Source organism: Runella limosa DSM 17973, from assembly GCF_000482465.1.
GTDB classification, from domain to species: domain Bacteria; phylum Bacteroidota; class Bacteroidia; order Cytophagales; family Spirosomataceae; genus Runella; species Runella limosa.
In genome coordinates, this window is record NZ_KI519423.1 from 285,430 (window position 1) to 305,571 (window position 20,142).

22 protein-coding genes are annotated in these 20,142 nt (G+C 43.6%); 11 read left to right on the forward strand and 11 right to left on the reverse strand.

Going from position 1 to position 20,142, the window contains the following annotated elements; all coding sequences use genetic code 11:
- Genes K339_RS0121105 through K339_RS0121115 form a run of 3 tightly spaced genes read right to left on the reverse strand, consistent with a single transcriptional unit; the run spans position 1 to position 2,307 of the window.
- Complete coding sequence (locus K339_RS0121105; protein WP_028525380.1) at positions 1–852, reverse strand: alpha-1,2-fucosyltransferase; 852 nt, start codon at positions 850–852, stop codon at positions 1–3.
- Between the two features lie 43 nt (positions 853–895).
- A complete protein-coding gene (locus K339_RS0121110) occupies positions 896–2,029 on the reverse strand; it encodes a glycosyltransferase family 4 protein (protein ID WP_028525381.1) in 1,134 nt (377 codons plus the stop codon).
- Positions 2,005–2,307, reverse strand: a complete 303-nt coding sequence (locus K339_RS0121115; protein WP_028525382.1) for an isochorismate lyase — start codon at positions 2,305–2,307, stop codon at positions 2,005–2,007. Before K339_RS0121115 ends, K339_RS0121110 begins: the two co-directional genes overlap by 25 nt.
- 124 nt (positions 2,308–2,431) lie before the next feature.
- Here K339_RS0121115 and K339_RS0121120 point away from each other — a divergent pair, with 124 nt between their 5' ends.
- The 6 genes from K339_RS0121120 (at position 2,432) to K339_RS34380 (ending at position 5,254) form a co-directional block, all read left to right on the forward strand.
- The gene (locus tag K339_RS0121120) at positions 2,432–3,364 is read left to right on the forward strand and encodes an NAD(P)/FAD-dependent oxidoreductase (protein WP_051398151.1); all 933 of its coding nucleotides are present in this window, start codon (positions 2,432–2,434) and stop codon (positions 3,362–3,364) included.
- A gap of 91 nt (positions 3,365–3,455) precedes the next feature.
- Positions 3,456–3,704 carry an AbrB/MazE/SpoVT family DNA-binding domain-containing protein gene (locus tag K339_RS0121125; protein WP_028525384.1) on the forward strand — a complete coding sequence of 83 codons (249 nt, stop codon included), beginning with the start codon at positions 3,456–3,458 and terminating at the stop codon, positions 3,702–3,704.
- Positions 3,692–4,018, forward strand: coding sequence for a type II toxin-antitoxin system PemK/MazF family toxin (locus tag K339_RS0121130; protein ID WP_028525385.1), 327 nt, complete (start codon positions 3,692–3,694; stop codon positions 4,016–4,018). Before K339_RS0121125 ends, K339_RS0121130 begins: the two co-directional genes overlap by 13 nt.
- Positions 4,019–4,038: 20 nt before the next feature.
- Positions 4,039–4,632: an HD domain-containing protein gene (locus K339_RS0121135; protein WP_028525386.1), complete on the forward strand. Its 594-nt coding sequence runs from the start codon at positions 4,039–4,041 to the stop codon at positions 4,630–4,632.
- 12 nt (positions 4,633–4,644) lie between these two features.
- Entirely contained in the window at positions 4,645–5,085 is a 441-nt protein-coding gene (locus tag K339_RS0121140; protein WP_028525387.1) for a DUF6934 family protein, read from the forward strand.
- A gap of 13 nt (positions 5,086–5,098) precedes the next feature.
- Positions 5,099–5,254 carry a hypothetical protein gene (locus K339_RS34380; protein ID WP_157607679.1) on the forward strand — a complete coding sequence of 52 codons (156 nt, stop codon included), beginning with the start codon at positions 5,099–5,101 and terminating at the stop codon, positions 5,252–5,254.
- A 53-nt stretch (positions 5,255–5,307) separates the two neighbouring features.
- On the opposite strand, the gene K339_RS34385 is transcribed toward K339_RS34380, so the two are convergent.
- The gene (locus K339_RS34385) at positions 5,308–6,921 is read right to left on the reverse strand and encodes a pseudouridine synthase (RefSeq protein ID WP_084332280.1); all 1,614 of its coding nucleotides are present in this window, start codon (positions 6,919–6,921) and stop codon (positions 5,308–5,310) included.
- A gap of 202 nt (positions 6,922–7,123) precedes the next feature.
- Here K339_RS34385 and K339_RS34390 point away from each other — a divergent pair, with 202 nt between their 5' ends.
- On the forward strand, positions 7,124–8,488 hold the full coding sequence (locus K339_RS34390; RefSeq protein WP_051398152.1) for an AMP-binding protein: 1,365 nt from the start codon (positions 7,124–7,126) through the stop codon (positions 8,486–8,488).
- 62 nt (positions 8,489–8,550) lie between these two features.
- Here K339_RS34390 and K339_RS0121165 read toward each other — a convergent pair whose 3' ends face one another.
- The 3 genes from K339_RS0121165 to K339_RS0121180 form a co-directional block, all read right to left on the reverse strand.
- Positions 8,551–9,603, reverse strand: coding sequence for a TolB family protein (locus K339_RS0121165; RefSeq protein WP_028525388.1), 1,053 nt, complete (start codon positions 9,601–9,603; stop codon positions 8,551–8,553).
- Between the two features lie 387 nt (positions 9,604–9,990).
- Positions 9,991–10,704, reverse strand: a complete 714-nt coding sequence (locus K339_RS0121175; protein ID WP_028525389.1) for a YqjF family protein — start codon at positions 10,702–10,704, stop codon at positions 9,991–9,993.
- A gap of 25 nt (positions 10,705–10,729) precedes the next feature.
- Positions 10,730–11,986, reverse strand: coding sequence for a TlpA family protein disulfide reductase (locus K339_RS0121180; protein ID WP_169731882.1), 1,257 nt, complete (start codon positions 11,984–11,986; stop codon positions 10,730–10,732).
- A 477-nt stretch (positions 11,987–12,463) separates the two neighbouring features.
- Between K339_RS0121180 and pgi the strand changes: the two genes are divergently transcribed.
- From pgi to K339_RS0121200, 4 genes are all read left to right on the forward strand, one after another.
- The gene (gene pgi, locus K339_RS0121185) at positions 12,464–14,107 is read left to right on the forward strand and encodes a glucose-6-phosphate isomerase (RefSeq protein WP_028525391.1); all 1,644 of its coding nucleotides are present in this window, start codon (positions 12,464–12,466) and stop codon (positions 14,105–14,107) included.
- A gap of 88 nt (positions 14,108–14,195) precedes the next feature.
- Positions 14,196–15,347: a helix-turn-helix domain-containing protein gene (locus K339_RS0121190; protein WP_037301508.1), complete on the forward strand. Its 1,152-nt coding sequence runs from the start codon at positions 14,196–14,198 to the stop codon at positions 15,345–15,347.
- A gap of 137 nt (positions 15,348–15,484) precedes the next feature.
- Entirely contained in the window at positions 15,485–15,949 is a 465-nt protein-coding gene (locus K339_RS0121195; RefSeq protein WP_028525393.1) for a DUF6932 family protein, read from the forward strand.
- A 4-nt stretch (positions 15,950–15,953) separates the two neighbouring features.
- A complete protein-coding gene (locus K339_RS0121200) occupies positions 15,954–16,190 on the forward strand; it encodes a hypothetical protein (RefSeq protein ID WP_028525394.1) in 237 nt (78 codons plus the stop codon).
- Positions 16,191–16,193: 3 nt separating this feature from the next.
- Here the strand turns inward: K339_RS0121200 and K339_RS0121205 are convergent, their stop codons facing one another.
- The 4 genes from K339_RS0121205 to K339_RS0121225 all read right to left on the reverse strand — a co-directional run bounded on the left by K339_RS0121205 (position 16,194) and on the right by K339_RS0121225 (position 20,122).
- Positions 16,194–17,300, reverse strand: a complete 1,107-nt coding sequence (locus tag K339_RS0121205; protein ID WP_028525395.1) for a mandelate racemase/muconate lactonizing enzyme family protein — start codon at positions 17,298–17,300, stop codon at positions 16,194–16,196.
- Positions 17,301–17,367: 67 nt separating this feature from the next.
- Complete coding sequence (locus tag K339_RS0121210; protein ID WP_028525396.1) at positions 17,368–18,030, reverse strand: thiamine diphosphokinase; 663 nt, start codon at positions 18,028–18,030, stop codon at positions 17,368–17,370.
- 2 nt (positions 18,031–18,032) lie between these two features.
- Positions 18,033–19,136: a hypothetical protein gene (locus K339_RS0121215; RefSeq protein ID WP_028525397.1), complete on the reverse strand. Its 1,104-nt coding sequence runs from the start codon at positions 19,134–19,136 to the stop codon at positions 18,033–18,035.
- Positions 19,137–19,393: 257 nt separating this feature from the next.
- Positions 19,394–20,122, reverse strand: a complete 729-nt coding sequence (locus K339_RS0121225; RefSeq protein ID WP_028525399.1) for a fatty acid desaturase — start codon at positions 20,120–20,122, stop codon at positions 19,394–19,396.
- Between the last annotated feature and the right edge of the window lie 20 nt (positions 20,123–20,142).

Here is a 20,142-nt window from a genome sequence, read left to right on the forward strand (position 1 = left end):
TTACACTCGGCCCCAGTCGTCGGGAAGTAAGTCCTTGGTATTGAATCGCTCCGTAGCAAACCATTGCTGCGGAGCGATTATTTTTTTGTGTGGAAAAGCAGCCAACCACGCCCCCCACCAACTGAACGTGCTATTTGCAATGATGTGATGTTGACACTGTGAGATAAGAGCCAGATCTTCCGCCGCCGAATTTCCCGTTACGTAGTGCGTCGGAACAGGAAAATGTAGGTGAGTTTTGGCCCAAACGGGATCGTCCGAAAAAACAAAAAAAGTAGGCTGTTGAAGTTGAGGTAAAAGGACGGAAGCCGCCTTTTGGTAATAATCCAACCCACAAGGACGCAAAAAACGATTGGCCATCGAAAGTAGCGTATAATCACCGCGACGTACGTGTACACTCACCGATTCACTGGTTTGAATCAAGTTTTGCCACATTTGAAAACGCGAAAGAACCGTATTTTGTAGCTTTAATTCCTGTTTTACAAGAGAAGCAATGGGCTTAAAATAACGTTCTGATTGCCAATACCCATCAAAATATAAGTCGCCCCGCAAACGAAGTATAAGCGGAGAAAAATGAAAATGGGGTTCCCGCTGGTAGAAGGGAGAAATAGCTCCAAAACGCCCCAACATTGAAAAAGAAGCACCCACAAGCTCGCTGATTTCGCGGTTAGTGGCCAGTGACGCATTAATTGAAAACGCATCCAACGCATACGAGCGCGGCGTTCCAAACAGCGAACTACCCAACTGTGACACATCTAATTTGAGTTCCGTTTGGTTCAACACCGCTAACTGCCGACCCAACGCGTATTGGAACAACTGATTGCCTAAACCACCGCTCAATTTTACGATAATCATCTTGGTACTGCTTTTAGGCTTTGACTAGCCAAAAGCCCCTAAGTCACACCTCACAATCAAGTAGTTTAGTAATCAATTGATGGTATAAACTAGCCACTTTGTTCCAATTATACGTGGTTTGAATGGCTCGGCCTCCTTCTTTCCCTAACTGACTCCGCCACAACGAATCCGCTACAAGCCGACGTAGTTGTACCTCAAATGTCTGCTTCGAATCAAAGCACACTCCACCAGGCAGTTCCTTCACCACACCCACATCACGGCACAAAAAGGGAACGCCCGCCGCCATGGCATCCAGCAGCATGAGCGGCTGGACTTCTGTGAGCGTTGCCGAAACAAATATACTGGCGGAACGGTAGGCGGCGTGGATTTGGGCTTCGGTTTGCTGTTCAAATAAAAAAACGGTTTGATTCAGCTGTTTACCCGCAAGTCGTTTGAGGCGGTCAGCAAAGCGATTGAACTCACTTCCAATCAGAACCAAGGCCGTATCGGGCAGTTTCATTTCACAAAACCACTGCACAAGTTCTCCTTGTCCCTTTGAAGGTTGATAGTTGGAAACACATAGAAGTACACAACTTGCTTGTATTCCTTTTTCGTTTATAAAATTACGCTCGGTGGGTACCATAAACGCAGGTCGCGCGCCGTTGGGAATCACCGAATAGGAAGAAAAATGATGCTTTTGAGCCCAAACTACGTCAGACATCCGTTGCGGTTCGGGTACATTGGCTAGAAATACGTAATGATCAAACAGCCTCATTTTTTTTCCAAAACTCCACGCTTCCCTTCGTTGGTGAAGCCACCAAAAGAAGCCACGAAAACCACCCAAACGGACATTGAAGTTGGTTCCGTGACTGACCATTACGACTTTTGCTCGTAGGGGAAGTAGCTCGATTAGCCATTCCGAAGCCCAATTGCTCCAACCGTGCACAAAAATCACTTCGGCCTCACTTTCTTTTATAATTCTTTGATAATGAAGCTCTTGATCTACATAAACCACCTCAAAAGGGAACTTAATTGACGACTTTCCACGAGTGATGACGGTAATACGGTAGCCCAATTGATGCAAACCCAACGCATGACGGTACGCTACTTCAGCAACCCCGTGGGTTTGGGGGTAAAAGCCGAAGCAAGCGATGAGGATATTCCGTGACTTGGCTAGGTCGGTTGTTGATTTTTCCAATGGTTCATTTCCTCTTGAATAAAGTAGTTCACCAAATCGGTGTACATTTTTTCGATGGCATCTGGATGAATACCCTCTTCTTCCGCCCACGTCCTTCGCTCAACAAGCATGGCCTTGAAACGTTCGGGTGCCTTAACACTCGTCTCGGAAGTTTTGAATTTTGAGGCTGCTTTAACATACCCAAAACGTTGGCCAATCAGTCGAATAATTTCACGGTCCAACGCATCAATTTCCGTGCGTATTTCGGCCATATTTTCACATTGTGTAGGTGATTTCATTACAAATCTATTTAATCGTTTAGTCCACAAAGAAGTTGAAAAGCATTGAAAATGCAAACAACTACCTCCGAAAGAAGGTTACTTTTAAAAATAAAATTGAACCACCAAATTAACTCCAATACCGTTGAAAATTCTCATCATTGGCGCAGGAATGGCAGGGTTATCGGCTGCCCGACTTTTGACTCAAAATGGCCACGAAGTAACACTACTCGACAAAGGACGCGGCGTAGGCGGGCGCATGTCAACCCGTAAAATTGAGCTTGCCAAAGCTGACCACGGCGCGCAATATTTTTCGGTCAAATCTCCCGAATTTCGTCTTTTTATTGATGAACTCATGGCCGCAAATGTCATTTCTGAATGGCAAGTTCCTCAGCGTGAGAATATACGGTACATCGGGACAACAGGAATGAATACCATTCCAAAACACTTGGCCGCGCCGTTGACCGTCTGTTTAAACGAAAAAGCCATCCGTATTCATCCTCAGTCGGTTGAAACTGAATCAGGCAACCAATATGACTACGACGTGCTCATTTCAACAGCTCCTATTCCACAAGCAGTTGAGCTTTTTCAACGTTCAGGCACAACCTTAGCCGACGCCGACCAACGCGTTTTTGATTCGATTGAATACGACCCTTGCATTGCCGTTTTGGCTACGTTGAAAACTCCTACCACGATTGAAGGAGGTGGATTACTTTTGGAAAACCAACCCGTAGCGTGGATAGCCGATAACTTCCAGAAAGGCATTTCATCAGTTCCTTCGGTGACTTTGCACGCTTCCGCCAATTACAGTCAAGCTCACTTTGAAGGCAATTTACAAGAAGTAGGCAAAGACTTATTGGCCTCTGTCCGCGATTGGATTGCACCTGAATCCATCGAGCAAGTACAAGTACACCGTTGGCGCTACAGTCTTGCCCGCCAACGCTACCCCCATTCATTTTATAAGCTCCAACACGCCCCTATTTATTTGGCAGGCGATGCTTTTGGCATCGGTAATGTGGAAGGGGCGTTTTTGTCAGGGTTGGAAGTGGGGAAGGCCTTAACCAATTTATTCAACTAGGTCAATCTTCATTTTAGAACAACATTTTTCAATAAATGGCTTGCAAACGAAAGTGTTTTGTAATTACTTTGTAACTACAAAACACCAACTTATGGAACTTTCAGTCATAACTATTGGCAACTCCAGAGGCATTCGTTTGCCGAAAAGTATTCTTGAGAAATATAGTATCAGCGACAAAATTGAGCTAGTTCTTGAGCAAGGCTACATGATCTTAAAACCCAAACCTGAGCCCAGAAAAGGTTGGGAAGAAGCATTCAAAAAAATGCACGAAAATGGCGATGACCAGCTCATGATGGATGATGTGTTTGAAGACGAAACCTTTGAAGAATGGAATCAATAAATCAATACGATATTGTATTAGTAAATCTTGATCCTACCCTGGGTAGCGAAATGAAGAAAACTCGTCCGTGCGTTGTTCTTTCTCCCAATGAAATGAATAAATACTTACAAACGATTGTCGTCGCTCCACTCACCAGTAGTTCAAAACCTTACCCTACCAGGGTACAGATAAATCATCCAACAACCAAAAGTTGGATTGCTATTGACCAAGTGCGTACAATCGACCGATTACGAATAGTGAAACGGTTTGAAACACTCTCGGCTAGTGAAATTACCCAAGTAAAAAACGTCATTAAGGAAACCTTTGTTGATTAAAAACACACCTCATTCACAAGATGATTTCTGACCAGTTATTACAGCAAATTGAGTTCATAAAAGAGATTGATAAACTCAAATACATCCAACGCAAAACCAAACTACTCAACAGTGACCGACCCGAAAACGACGCCGAACACAGTTGGCATTTGGCCCTGATGGCCATCGTTTTAGCCGAACACGCCAACGAGCCTGTTGATGTGCTGAAAGTGGTTAAAATGGTGCTTATTCACGACATTGTCGAGATTGACGCGGGCGATACCTTTATCTATGATACCCAGAAAAATCATTCAAATACCGACGAAGAAAGGCTGGCCGCTCAACGGATTTTTGGGATGCTTCCCCAAGCCCAAGCCGACGAATTGATTGCCATTTGGGAAGAATTTGAGGCAGGAGAAACCAAAGAAGCCAAATTTGCCCGTTCCATGGATCGTTTAGAGCCTCTGCTCCAAAATACCTCCAACAACGGAGGAACTTGGGCAGAATTTGACGTTCCTTATGAAAAAGTCTATCAAAAGAAATCGGTCATTAAAGAGGGTTCTACCACCATCTGGAATTATGCCGAAAATGTACTTAATGAAAACGTTGAGAAAGGTATTCTGAAGAAAGCGTGACCTACTTTTAGTATGTATCTACCCAAATATGACCTCAAAGCATCCTCCAATTACGTTTCATTTCGGTTTGTAAGTGAAGGACCAAAAGGGAAAATTACGAAAGAAATTGTGTTCTCACCGATTGAAGACACGCCGATTTGGAATCTGGGCTTTGGAGATTTGGATACTACTTCTGGCACAATCAGTGATTCTATCATTTCTAATAATGGTGATAGAAACCAAATACTTGCAACGGTAGCATCTGCAACTTTTATCTTTTCTGAGCATCATCCTTCTGCATTAATTTACATTGAAGGTAGTACTCCTTCTAGGACACGCCTTTATAGAATTGGAATTGCGAGTTATTTTGAAGATATTTCAGAAACGTTTGTCGTTTGGGGATTGTTTAACAACGAGTGGCAATCGTTTCAAATAAACAAAGCGTATGATGCCTTTCTCGTCAAACGAAAATAAAACTCACCAACAGATGCTCATTAAAAATAACAAAACGGCAGTTGTTGAATTAGATTCAACAATAGACGAAAAACAGAAACACGCATTTATCGAAAAAAAAGTAGCCCAGGCAACAAAAACGCTCAAACGAGTGGGATTGCCCAAGGAGCTCACCCAAAAAATATCTTAACGAAAAAGGACTGCGTTTCCGCAGCCCTTTTTCGTTAGTTTTTATTCTTAGTCCTACACTAAGTATTTCAAACGCACTACTTCTTTTTCGTTTAAGAAGCGCCATTTGCCACGTGGAAGTTCTTTTTTGTTTAGCCCTGCATAAACTGTTCTATCAAGCTTAATCACTTCGTAACCAAGGCTTTCAAATATACGACGAACAATGCGATTGCGGCCGCTGTGAATCTCAATTCCTACCACCATCGCATCGGGAGTAACGAGGGCTAGGTCGTCGGGTTTGATGAATCCATCTTCCAATTCAAGCCCTGCTTGTACTTTCTCAAAATCTTCGGTTGTCATTGGCTTATCCAATTCCACTTGGTAAATCTTGTTGATTTCGTTCGATGGGTGCATCAGTTTTTCAGCCAATTCACCGTCGTTTGTCAACAACAACAAGCCCGTTGTGTTACGGTCCAAACGACCAACAGGATATACACGTTCATTACATGCGCCCGAAATCAGCTCCATCACCGTATGGCGACCTTCTGGATCGTCGGTCGTCGTAATATAGTCTTTTGGTTTATTCACCAAAATATAGACCATTTTCTCAGGATTCAAGATACGGTTTCCGTACTTTACAATATCGCCAGGGTTTACTTTGTGCCCTAGTTCATTGATTACCTTGCCGTTGACCGTAATTTGCCCTGTTTCAATCAATCCATCCGCTTCGCGACGAGAACACAATCCTGCATTTGCGATGTATTTGTTAAGGCGAATCAAGTCATCTTTTGGAGCTGACCCGTCCTTTTTTATGTATTTTTCTTCTGCTTTGCGGAGGTCATAACGAGGCGCTTCGGCGTACTCCCCTACCCGACGGCGCAATCCATCTTCGGCACGGCTACGTTTTTCAGGCTTATCACCTTCCTCTGAAGCCCGCCCGCGTTTCTCAAATGGTTTATCAAAGCTACGTTCGCCACGTTTTTCAAATGGCTTGTCAAAGCTGCGTTCGCCGCGCTTCTCAAATGGTTTGTCAAAACTGCGTTCGCCGCGTTTCTCAAATGGCTTGTCAAAGCTACGCTCGCTACGTTTTTCAAATGGTTTGTCAAAACTACGTTCGCCGCGTTTCTCAAATGGCTTGTCAAAACTGCGTTCGCCGCGTTCTTCACGCTTTTCAAACGGCTTTTTGAAGGCTGGTTTGTCGCCGCGCTTCTCAAATGGTTTGTCAAAACTACGTTCACCACGTTTTTCAAATGGCTTGTCAAAGCTGCGTTCGCCACGTTCTTCACGTTTTTCAAACGGCTTTTTGAAGGCTGGTTTGTCACCGCGTTTCTCAAATGGTTTGTCAAAACTGCGTTCGCCACGTTCTTCACGCTTTTCAAACGGCTTTTTGAAGGCTGGTTTGTCGCCGCGTTTCTCAAATGGTTTGTCAAAACTACGTTCACCGCGTTTTTCAAATGGCTTGTCAAACGGCTTTTTGAAGGCTGGTTTGTCGCCGCGCTTTTCAAACGGTTTGTCAAAGCTGCGTTCGCGACGAGGGATTTCACTGGACTTTTTGTCGGGAGATTTTTCTAAACGAGGTCTTGAGCGTCTAGGTTCTGAAGAATTGTCAAAACTATCTGATGATTGATTCGACTTTACGAATTTACTGTAAAACGGCGTTTTGCCAGCGCCTTTATTGTCTTTTTTCATTGGATTTGCAGTATCACTACTGTAAAAAGTGAATTATGTAACTAAAAATTTGGCGGCTTCTAACCGCCCCAAATACCCTGATAATCAGGCGAACAAAGGTACAAAAAATAAAGCCACGATGTTTTTTTTAAGAAACATATCTCAAAAAAATGATTTTGGTCGTTTAAACATCTAGCCATCCAACCTATTAACTTTTTGTGCCGTGATACTAGATCGTGTACCACTCAAACCCCTTTGGGCTCCTTCGCGCTCGGTTGTGGAGCAGTCCAACCTGAAAAAATTTCAGAACTGGTTATTTGTTAAGAAAGGACTTTATTTCCGTGATTACCATGATCTTTGGGATTGGTCAGTGACCGACATCGAGGATTTTTGGGAATGTATCTGGTCGTTTTGCGACATCAAAACGCACAGTTTGTACTGGGATGTTGTCGTGACGGACAAAAAAGAACTGGCCAAAACCCAATGGTTTACGGGCTCGACTATCAACTATGCCGAACACATCTTTCGTCATAAAAACAGCAACAAGCCTGCTTTTTTGTACCAAACGGAAGGTGAGCCGCTGCGGGAGTTTTCGTGGCGTGATTTAGAAAAACAGGTAGCCTCGGTTGCGGCGTATTTGCGACAGGTCGGTGTTTCCAAAGGCGACCATGTCATGGGAGTTTTACCCAATACCCCTCAATCGGTAGTGGCATTTTTGGCCACCCATGCTATTGGAGCTATTTGGTCGATTTTTTCCCCAGAAACGGATGCTAAAATCCTCAACGACCGTGCAAGAACGCTTTCGCCTAAGGTCGTTTTTGTTCATTCTTCGGCAACTTTTAAAAGTACCACCAAAACCGTTTGGGTAACGCCCACAGGAGAAGATGAACTTCACGCAGAAACATGGACGTCGGTTCTCAAAACGCCTTCCACCTTGTTGGAATTTACGCACGTCCCATTTGCGCACCCGCTTTGGGTATCATTTCTGTCGTTTACCCCCGTTACCCACAGCACAGGAGGCACATTGCTTGAACATCTACGGTTGTTGACCATCCATCAAAATTTCAAGCAAGGCGACCGCGTTTTATGGCACGACTCCTCCTCTTCAATTGCGTGGCAATTTTCACTGAGTACGCTGCTCACGGGTGCTATTCCTGTCTTTTATGACGCCCCCGTTCACGGCTCAAAAGGGCCACTTTGGGAGAGTATCGACAAAAACAAAATCAATCATTTCGGCTGCACGGCAGCATTTCTAACCACCATAAAATCAACACCTTTACCTAGCTATAAATTTAACGCTTTACAAAGCATTACTACCTTCGACGGGCCACTGTCGGCAGAAGAGTTTGAATGGGTATATCAACAGGTGAAGAAAGATGTGTGGTTGGTTGCGTTGAGTACCCATTCTTACCTTGGTAGTAGTTTGGTAGGAGGGTGTCCTACTTTGCCCGTATTTGCAGGTGAAGCACAATGTGTGTTATTGGGCTGTAAATCAACAAAATACCCAGAAAAAAGCCAATTAATTCGGCAAGCATGGGACAACGATTTACTGGCGCAGCCTCTTCCTTCGCTGCCGTATATGAAGTAAAAAAAACACTTCGTGGATTAGATTAAAAGCGACCTAATCCACGAAGTGCGTGAGATAAATCGTTAATCTACCCAATCGGCGATGTACAAATTGGTGTCGCGAGAGCCTGGTGCATTGTTACGGTTAGAACTAAAAATTAGCTTCTTCCCATCATACGAAAACATCGGGAATGCGTTAAAAATACTGTTGTTGGTCACACGCTCCAAGCCTGTTCCGTCGAGATTGATAAGGTACAATTGGAAGTCGTACCCACGTTGAGAATGGTGGTTCGACGAGAAAATAATTTTATCACCTTTCGGCGTAAAATACGGCGCCCAGTTGGCTTTGCCTAGCTTGGTAATTTGGCGTAGGTCCGAACCATCCACGTTGCACGTATAAATTTCCATGTCGGTCGGCGCTACCAATCCCATCGAAAGCAATTTTTTGTATTCGGCAACTTCTTCGTCTGTTTTAGGTCTTGACGAACGGAAAACGAGTTTTTTGCCATCGGGTGAGAAAAATGCCCCACCGTCGTAGCCAAGCTGATTCGTGATTTGTTTCACGTTTTTTCCATCGATGTCCATAATGTACAAATCCAGATCACCGTTGCGGGTCGAAGTGAAGACAATTTTATCGCCTTTGGGCGAAATCGTTGCTTCGGCATCATAACCTTTTTCGGTAGTCAATTGCTTCACCACTTTCCCTTTCAAATCCGACACAAAGATGTCGTAGGTGTCGTACACCGCCCACAAGTATTTATTGAGGTACGGTTTGATGGGTGGCGGGCAAGAATCATTGGCCAAGTGCGTACTTCCAAAAAGAATGTGTTTGCCGTCGGGCATAAAATACGAACAAGTCGTGCGGCCTTTTCCCGTACTAATAAACTGCGGGCGTTCATCAGGGTTTTTCAAGCCTTTGGTGACATCCAAATAAAAAATCTGGTCGCACTGCAAGCCCCATTTAGGGTTATTCGACTGAAAACTCACGTATTTACTATCAAAACTAAAATACGCTTCGGCATTATCGCCTCCAAACGTGAGCTGTTTTATGTTGGTTAAGTGCTTTTCGTCTCCCGTTTGGGCCAGTGCAACTGTAGCGAAAAGCAGTAGTGGTGTTAGCAAGTAGTTGATTTTCATATTACTTTCTGTTGATTTAGTAACCGCAAAGAACGGAATAGATGCCCTATGTTCGCAATCTTTTTTACAGCTTTTTGGGGGCAAAAAGGCATTTTTTGGTAGAATGGTGAAAATAATTGGAAAAATTTGTTTGTAATTAATCTAAATAAACTACTTTTGCGTAAGTATTTGAAACCTTAGAACATTTCCAATGACCATCGTTGAAGTTTCGACTTGCACACTTTCAAGCACTGAAGAAAAGTTTTTCCAGCCCAACGCCTTCATGGGTTGCGCTTTTGCCTGCGACCTAAAGAAATGCTGTAAAGCGTACAAGAAAAAGGGCAAACACTGCAAAAAATGCCCCAAACGCGACGATTAGATTCTCTCGATTTTCAATACATAAAACCTTTACAGCTTTCTTGCTGACCGTACTTGAATTTCTGAGCCTTCGGCCAATAGTACTGAGTCGGGTTTTTGAGAAGTCAAAAATCCAAAAGCTGTGCCATATACAGCTCCAAAATCAACATCAATTGTATAATCTTTTACTGGATACACTTGCCAACGCGGGTGCTCAACACCATATTCGGTAGTAATAGTCGGGCTGTAAGTAGTATAACCCCAATAATGCTCCGTGATAAATTCCTCTTTACTCCCCACAAACATTTCGGTCGCCACATTTTCAGCCACGACTTCAAAACGATTCCAATCCTTATATTTCCATTCATAACTTACGGTTAATTGATTTTCGGAATGTTGCCAATTGTACCGCATTGGCTTAGTGATGTATGGCTCGTGATAAACGAGATTGGCAACCCAACTAACTACAGGTTTTGGTACAATTTCTTTAATGAAAGTAGTACCTCGTTTCCAATTTCCTTGTTCGTCGCAATAGCGTACGTAAAACCGCAGATTTACTTCTTCAAAAGACCTATGAAATGGGATAGGAATTCCTTTTAATCGTACATTATCAAACAGAAAGCCTACCAAACTTACGTAACAGTCACCATTCCACAAGTCTAATTCGGTATGTTTAGGGACGTAGGATTTCAACAAATCAGGAGATACTGCATAGTTGGCCATGGCCAATTTACGCCATTCTGCGGTAAGGAAGGAGGCTAGCATAAGTTGCGTTTTTAAGGAATACTATTTACTTTTTATTCAATGTCTCTTCCAGTATTTTTATCAAATCTTTTCCATCGTTTTTACTGGGTGCTGGAGGCTGAATAGCGTGGAAGGTGTTATCTCTACCAATAATGAAAGAAGACGGGATGCAACCTGCATCATAGGTATTAGCCGCGCTTTCTTTCGCTGTGATGTCATCCCGCAAATGAGTACCGCCAATTTGGTACTTAGCAATGGCTTTGCGCCAATCACTCTCTTTTTTATCCAATGAAATGTACAGGAATACCAAATCAGCTTGGTCTTTGAAGTGATTTTTTATCTTCTTTGCTGGCGTCATTTCAGCAATGCAAGGCCCGCACCAGCTCGCCCAGAAATCGAGATAAACCACTTTTCCTTTGAAATCAGCCAGCTGCACCGTACGCCCTGCGGTATCTCGGAGTGAAAAGGGCAAAGCAGGTTTGCCAATGGCAAAGGTTTCTTCTTTGTTTATAAGTTTTTCTTTAATAAGAGGCAAAAAACGGCTGTTGGGATAATCGCTCTCAAATTTTTTCACCTTACTAACGACCTCCGCATTAACACCTTTGTATCCAATTTCCTCTTTTAGGTGCTCCGCACTTAAAACCTCAACGAAAGCAGGGTGAAATCGCGATTTGTGGGCTTGAAAGTAATCATCTACGTGTTCAATATCATACTTTTTATCAGGGTAAGTCAGCGCAGTCATGTACAAAACATTATTTGGGTATTGTTCAGACTTAGCTGTTGTTTCATTCTGAGGAGGGTTAATTTCAATTACTCTTTGGCGATATAAAGCAGGGATAAGCTTAGCGTCCAGCGGTATTTTCAGTTTTTGAGCTCTTTGATAAATATCAGGTAATATTTTTCGGTTTATCGTAGATTTTATATCAGCTTGGCAAAGGGTATAAAAAGTCGAACTTGTTTTACTCTTATATTTATCTAACACCCTCATTTTCAAACCCTCTACCTCCATCAATTTTTCAAAAAACAAGGCAGAAGAACCTAACTTCTTAGAGGTAATATTTTTCCAGTCCGACTGAATGAAGGTTTTAATGTAATCTTCTTTATAATACTCAAATTTTGAAGCGGCATTACCTTTAAAACTGGCCGTTTTCCAGAAGTCTCTTGCTTCAAAATTCATCAAGATAGAATCATTAGGCTCAAGGATAAAAATCAGATTCTCTTCTTTATTTTTATCAAAGTCACAGTAAAGGTAGGCGATGTCATTGAGTGTAGTCGTTACTTCAAACTCATCGTTTTCATCCAATAGCACCTCACTTGATTGACTTTTTTCGGCAAACGGATAGATATAAATGCTGATATTCCGTGACACAGGATTTTTGATTTTTCCTCGAATCGAGACGTTTTGTGAAAAAGTGGCGAGGCCAAGAGTCAAACAGAAGCAGAAGAAAAGGGTACGCATGGCTGTAGTTTGAGAGAGGTTTGTAACAAAACAAATATAAAGAAAAATTATATATCAATCGCATGGCATTGGTCTCTACAAACGTTGCGTCTCTCCGAGTCTCTACAAATGTTGCGTCTCTCCGAGACTTTTTATGGAATAGCTTTTTTCGTTACAAATGTTGCGTCTCTCCGAGACTTTTATCCCTTGCTTAGTATATCGTATTCATAAATTCCCCCAAACAAGTCATGGATTCTACCTTTTTATGCCCTAAACCCCTCATTTCTTTGAGAAAGTGGGCGTATTCCCTACTTTTGCGTGTTCATAAAACTATTTAGACAGATGTTACAAGCCATTCCTTTTGACCAGACGGCTGCCTACCGCAAACTCAAAACTCACCACAAGAGTATCAGCAAGAAACATTTAAAAGAATTGTTTGCCGAAGACCCTAACCGCTTCAAAAAATTCTCGTTGCGCTTGGGTGACATCGTCGTTGACTACTCTAAAAACCGCATCAATGGCCGTACATTGGCGTACTTGTGCGACCTTGCCCGCGAGTGCCAACTTTCGGACGCCATTGAAAAAATGTTTACAGGCGACAAAATCAACGCCACCGAAAATCGTGCCGTGTTGCACGTGGCTCTCCGCAACCGCTCAAATACTCCTATCGAAGTGGACGGCAAAGATGTAATGCCTGACGTCAACGAAGTGTTGGACAAAATGAAAGGTTTTTCGGAGAAAGTTCGCGGCGGCGAATGGAAAGGCTTTACTGGAAAGAAAATCACTGACATTGTAAATATTGGCATCGGAGGCTCTGACCTCGGCCCAGTAATGGTCACCGAAGCCCTCAAATCGTACGGTAAAAAAGGACTTAATGTTCATTTTGTATCGAACGTGGACGGTACCCACATTGCCGAAGCAGTCGCAAAGCTCAATCCTGAGACTACTTTGTTCATGATTGCTTCAAAAACGTTTACGACCCAAGAAACGATGGCCAACGCCCATTCGGCGCGTCGTTGGTTTTTGGAAACTGCGAAAGACAGTGCCCACGTCGCCAAGCACTTCGTAGCGATTTCAACCAATCGTACCGAAGTAGAAAAATTCGGTATTGACCCTGCCAATATGTTTGGTTTTTGGGATTGGGTAGGTGGACGTTACTCGTTGTGGTCGGCCATCGGCTTGTCGATTTCCTGCTACATTGGTTTCCAAAACTTCGAGCAGCTGTTAGCGGGAGCGCACGATATGGACAACCACTTCCGTTCGGCCCGTTTTGAGAAAAACGTTCCTGTCGTTTTAGCACTTTTGGGCATTTGGTACAACAATTTCTTCGGGGCTGACACGCACGCTATTTTGCCATACGACCAATACATGCACCGCTTTGCGGCCTATTTCCAGCAAGGCGACATGGAGTCGAACGGGAAATACGTAAGTCGCAACGGCGAGGCCGTTGATTACCAAACGGGTCCTATTATTTGGGGAGAACCTGGCACCAACGGACAACACGCGTTTTATCAATTGATTCACCAAGGAACCAAGCTGATTCCTGCCGATTTTATTGCGCCAGCGTTGAGCCATAACCCAATCGGCGAACACCATAAAATGTTGTTATCAAACTTCTTCGCCCAAACTGAAGCGTTGATGAACGGTAAAACGTTGGACGAAGTGGTAGCAGAATTAGGCGGTAAATCGGCTGAAGAAATTGCGAAGATTGCTCCTTTCAAAGTATTTGAAGGCAACCGCCCTACCAACTCGATTTTAGTCAAAAAAATCACTCCCCGCGTTTTAGGAAGTTTGATTGCCATGTATGAGCACAAAATCTTCGTCCAAGGTGTGATTTGGAACATTTTCAGCTTCGACCAATGGGGCGTAGAATTAGGTAAGCAACTCGCCAACAAGATTTATCCAGAACTCCAAAACGACTGGCCTATCGAATCGCACGATAGCAGTACCAATGGCTTGATTAATCAATATAAGCGTTGGAGATAAACGAGTAGAGGGCATGGTGCAGGGGGCATAGGGGAAACTTCAACTTTTTGCTGTCCCTATGCCCCCTGCCCTTAACCCTTCCCTCATTATGCCCATCCGCATCGATTTTTTTGCCATTACTATTCTGCTTGGCGTCGTTCAGGGACTCTTACTTGGAGGACTTTTACTGACGGGGCAGCGGGCAAAATCCGTTGCCAATCGGATGATGGGCTGGAAAATGCTGGCATTTTCGGCGGCGATTTTAGAGGTATTTTTGTGTTATACCAACTACCAGTTTCAAACCCTTTGGGCTGATAATTTCGCCGAACCAACCAACTTTTTATTAGCTCTTTTACCTTTCTTCTTCGTTTACGCTCGGCTCCACGGGCGGCTTCCGCATAGTTACGGTTGGCACCTTGCTCCTTTTATTTTTTGGTGTATTTATTCCGTATTTTGGCAGCATCAACCCCTTGATTACAAGTACAATTCGTACCTCGACGCATGGCATCCTGACTTGCCTTTTCGTGACGTTAGCTTGTGGCATTCCGAGGATCCTTTGCACATTCGCGAACACGTCAACGACTTTACGTTGGTAAGTATATTGCTGTACATTGGGTTGTCATTGCGAGAAATCATCCGTAGTTTTCGCCAAAATCAACTCAATTTTTTCACCCTAACACCTACTCCTCCCCTTACGCCGCTTCGCAATCTCACGCTGTTGTCGTGCTTATTTCCATTAGTGTTTATTGGGGTAAAATTGACGTTTGAAGAAGACTTAGGCGACTATCTACTAGGGAGTTGGATAACATTTTATGTCTATGTCACGAGTTACCTTGTAGTGAGTCACTCTAGCTTGTTTCAGGTAGAAAGCACTGACAGCGAACCCAAAAAGAAGTATGAAAAATCGTCATTATCGGAAGACCACGGAACGCTGATTTTGCAAAAATTACAACAGCTACTCGAAACCGAAAAGCCTTACACTGACAATGATTTTACCCTGCCTAAGCTCGCTCAACGCTTATCCGTGTCTCAGCATCATTTGTCGCAGGTACTCAACGACCGACTTCAACAAAGTTTCTTTGATTGGTTAGCTTATCATCGCGTAGAGGAAGCGAAACGCCTACTCGCCGACCCTGGGCTATCCCACCTCAAAATCGACGAAATAGCCGAGCGCGTCGGTTACAATTCTACTTCCGCTTTTCATACAGCTTTCAAACGCAATACAGGAAACACTCCCGCACAGTTTCGAAATCAAGCCTAACAAGGGCGTAGATTGGGGTATAGGAGGTACTCATAAGCCTATCTTTTGAGTAAATGCCCCTCTAAATCGGTTTACTTTCTTCCAAAATACGTGGATTTGAAACACAATTCGTGTAAATTTGAGTAAAGATAGAACCTATGATATTCGACCAATATGGCCATCTTTTTCCCTATGAAGTTGTACCGACCGATTTCGACACCTTTGAGACTGTTTTTGTAAAAAACTTTCCAAGCACAAGCAAACGTCATCAATGGTTCAAAAATTACGTAACTTATGTGGATGAATTAAAACATCTGTTAGGAACAGGATTCACTCAATGGATTGATGGTAGTTTTGTTTCACAAAAATTCAATCCAAACGATATTGATTTCGTAACTTTTATTGATTTTGAACTGTACGAGCGTTTTGAAAAAGAAATTGAATTGATACGAAAGAAAAGGTATCAACGTACTAATGGCACTGATGGTTACTTTATAAAAACATACCCAATCGACCACAAACTACAGCCTATTTATCAACTAGAACGCAAACGTTGGTTATTTGATTTTACAATGAATTTGTACAATAAACGACCCAAAGGAATCATTCAACTTAGTTTTTAAACCAATGGAAGACATCAATGAATTGCAACTTGCCAATGAAGAACGAGCTGCTGCTGTTGCTAAACTATTCCAGCTGATTGAAATGGATAATGAAATTATTGACTTGTACCGTGCCAACGGTATTGATGACGAGCACGTAAAACAATACCTCGACCTCCGTAACGAAAATTTAAAAAAATTAAGTCATTTGTTAGACGCACCTAAACTTAAAATTCAACTGACCTTCGACAATGCAGCATAAAACCTACTTCACCACAAACGACTCCATTTTCTGTAAATAAGCCAAATCAACGTCAGCTCCGTGTCCTGGAGCATCAGGAATAATCACTTGGTAATGGTTTTGATAGGCAATACCACCCAGCACAGGATCTTGGGCGTGCTCGAAGGGTGAATCTAAATCGTAAAAAACGACATTGTGCAGCGCTGATGCAAAATGAGCATTGGCCGAAATCCCCAATCGCGACTCTGACATACAGCCTATCATGCACCGAATACCCGCCCCTTCGGCAATCGCATTGATTTTTACGGCATTGCGCAAACCTCCACTTTTAGACAGTTTGATATTAAAATAATCAACGGCCTCTTGAGCCACCAACTTCACCGCGTCTTGGGGTGAAAACAACGACTCATCGGCGCAAATCGGTACGCGTGCGTGTTGGCGAAGCCGCGCCATGTGTGCATAGTCCCAATGCTTCACGGGCTGCTCGCAATACTCGACGTTCCAGTCAGCAATAGTATTTAATACCTTCAATGCGCTTACATAATCCCAACCTTGGTTGGCATCAGTCCGAATCGGAATTTCGTCGCCAATCGCTGTTCGTATCGCCGCAATGCGCTTAATATCGTCGGGGGCATTTGTTCCTAGTTTGACCTTAATTGCGTCAGCGCCTCGTTCTTTAATTTTAATCGCGTCGGCGGCCATGACTTCAGGCGAAGCGATGTAAATAGTTTCATCGGTGGCAATCGGGCGGTTGCTCCCTCCCAAAAATTGGTACAACGGCATATTGGCGTACTTGGCCGCAAGGTCGTACAAAGCCATATCAAACGCACTTTTCGCCGTAGGATTAGCCGCTAAATACCGTTCCATTGCCCCAATACAGCCCTCCAAATCTAGGGGATTTTTCCCAATCAATAGTTTTGCCAAATCAAGCGAAGCCGCATACACCGTTGCTTGCGTTTCGCCCACAATCATCCAAAACGGTGCGCCTTCACCCGTTCCGTACACGCCATCCGACGTATGAATTTTGATCAAAATATTACGTGCTTCCTCAATCGTTCCAATCGCGATAGTGACTGGCGCTTGCAGCGGAATATTAAACTTATAAACCTCGATGTGGGTAATGATTGGCATTTGGGTATAACTTGTATTTTCTCAAAAGTAACAACTATAAACAGTAAACTCAAAACTCGGCACACCATTAATCCCAACACTCCATAATCAGCAAATCGCCCAATTGGGCCGAAATTTTCACAAATCCATCCATGGCCGATTCATTGCTGTTGCCACTTCGGTAGCCCAGCACAAGAGCGTCATTGTGAAGATTATATTTTAGTCCTTCGGTCGTGATTCCTGTCACTGTACCCACAGGCACTAGCGAGACGGGAGTTTCGGCGGCGTACCATTTTTCAAACGTTCCCACCAACGGAAAAACCTTGGAATAATCGTCGAGCATCACCACCTTGATTTGGTTTTTGTACCGTACAATGTTGGTCATGTTGGTCAAACTATGATCAGCGCGGCGGCCCGTTGCCCACACGATATTCACCGCAGGAAAACCACGTTCTATCAAAAACTCGATACCTTTTTCAAGATCTGTTTTGTCTTGATCGGGCGTATGAACGATTTCCAAGGGGTATTGTCGAGCGTGAATTTCCTCAAAATCAACATTTCGGTCAAAATCACCCAGCAACACATCCACTTTTATCCCCAAATCCAGTACCCGATGAATAGCATGGTCGAGCACCACGACAAACGGCGACCATTCGAGCAGTTGCCCCATCAATTCAAAGCTACACCCTTCGCCGTTGGCAATCAGCAACGCGGGTTCTTGTTTTTCTCGGACAACGTGGTGAGAAGACATGGTTAGTTTTTGGGAAAAGCATGGACGATTGAAAGCGCAAAGAAAATCACAAAATACCATTTGGTACGCTCAAACAACGATTTTTGTGAAGAAACCCACGCCAGAAACCCTAGTGTAAGCAGCAACGAAGCGGGCGCCAAGCGCCGAAAATACAGGCTTTCGACCGAAGCATCAGTGAGATAAATACCAATCGTAAAAACCAAATAACCGATAGCTACCCGAAAAAATAAACTTTTTGTCACCTTTTTTGTCATGCTGTAAGCATCTAATTCATTCTCCTTCGCCCACTTCCAAGACTCCCTCATTATCAACCCAATCATTAAAAATTGCGCAACGGCAGTGCTATAAATCAACCACTTTGTAGCATCGTTTACAACAGCATTTTTTAAATCCCAATCACGCACGGTAAAAAACAGCAACTCCTCCCCCAACCCGCGCAACCCTCGCCAAAGTCTCAGGCCAAACGATTCTCTTGGCCAAAAGCCATGCCCGCCCGTGAAAGTTTGGGTTTGAGAAAAGTTGAAAAACAGATAACCCGCTACAAAAAGTAAATAATACAAAGAAGCCCTAAACTTACGCTGAAACAATAACACAAACGCCAAAAATACGGCAGCATACCGACTCAAAAACGCCCCGATTGCCCAAAAAACTCCTTTTTCTGAATCAATATCTTGCGTTGTAAACCCTACCAGAAAAAACAGAAAAAGAGCTTCGGACCATGTATTGGCATACACTTGCACCAGCGACGACGCTCCAAACGCTAACGAAACAAACCACGCTCTTTCTCGAAAACGACTGTATATCAACCAAAAACAGCCCGCTAAGGCCAATAAATTTACCCATTTTGACGCTATTTCCAGTGAAAAACCCGTGAGCCACGCCACTCCCGCTATCGACGCCGCGTACCCCACGGGCCAAATCGCACAAAAGGTATCCTGTCCTTCAAAAAAAATGCGGTATCCTTTTCCATCAAATAAACTTTGAGCGGCGTGGAGATAGTGATACGAATCGGGGGTAAGAAAATAGGAAACATCCGCACGGAGTTTGAGCAGTACCACCGTAGCAATCAGCCACCATTGACTCACTAATGCTGTTTTATTCCCCATTTAAAGCAAGTTAACAATACACGCGGTTGGGAGCAACCGCTTTTTTCGGTTTTGAGAAACCGAAAACACGCAAATCGTCGGTTTTGAAAAACCGAAAACACACAAATCGTCGATTTTGAGAAACCGAAAACACGCAAATCGTCGGTTTTGAGAAACCGACAGCACAAGTGTCGGCGGTTTCTCAAAACCGACGCCCAAGGTTTCTCAAAACCTTGTTAAAAAGCAATTAGCAAAAAATTTCTCAGGAATGGAAAATGCTATTTTCTTCCCGCTTCCACACGCTCGCGTGCTTCGGGCAAACGCCACCACGGCAGATACGGATACGCGTGATGTTCAAAATGATACCCAAAAAAATAGCAGCTCAAAAACGCCCATACGTGGTTAAGTTTCTGGCTACGGGCGTTGTGGGGCGGGTTTTCGTGCTCGCCACGGTGCGGCAAATAGGTTCCAAAATAAAACAACTGAAAGGTACTCAACACGGCAGGAATCATCCAAAATGCAACCAAATTTTCCCACAAAAACCACAGTTTCAAGACATTGTACGTGACAGCCATGAGGATGATTTGAACCACCGAAATGTACTCTTTGGCAAAAGCTAAAAACCACAGAAAAAAATTGGGGTGACCGTCGTGGTAATCGGGGTCGTCGTGAGTGGCCGCGTGGCGGTGGTGAAGGTGGTGTTTCGACGAAAGTGTTTTGTAATTATTAAACGCAAAAAGCGACGCACACACAAATCCAATCCAATAATTAAGACGCTTATTTTCAGGCGCTACTACCCCGTGAATCGAGTCATGCGCCGTGATAAACAAGCCCGTATATAAGTGCATTTGGAGCAATATAAAGACATACACCAATGGGTCGGCAAGGTGCAACGGGTAATGTAATAAAAACGCTAGGCTAACAAACCACATTCCTAGTACAACGAAGGCAATCCAAAGCCCTCGGGTACCGATGGAGGTGGGTTTGATGGTGGGTAATACGGGCATACGTTTTAAATGGTATTTTT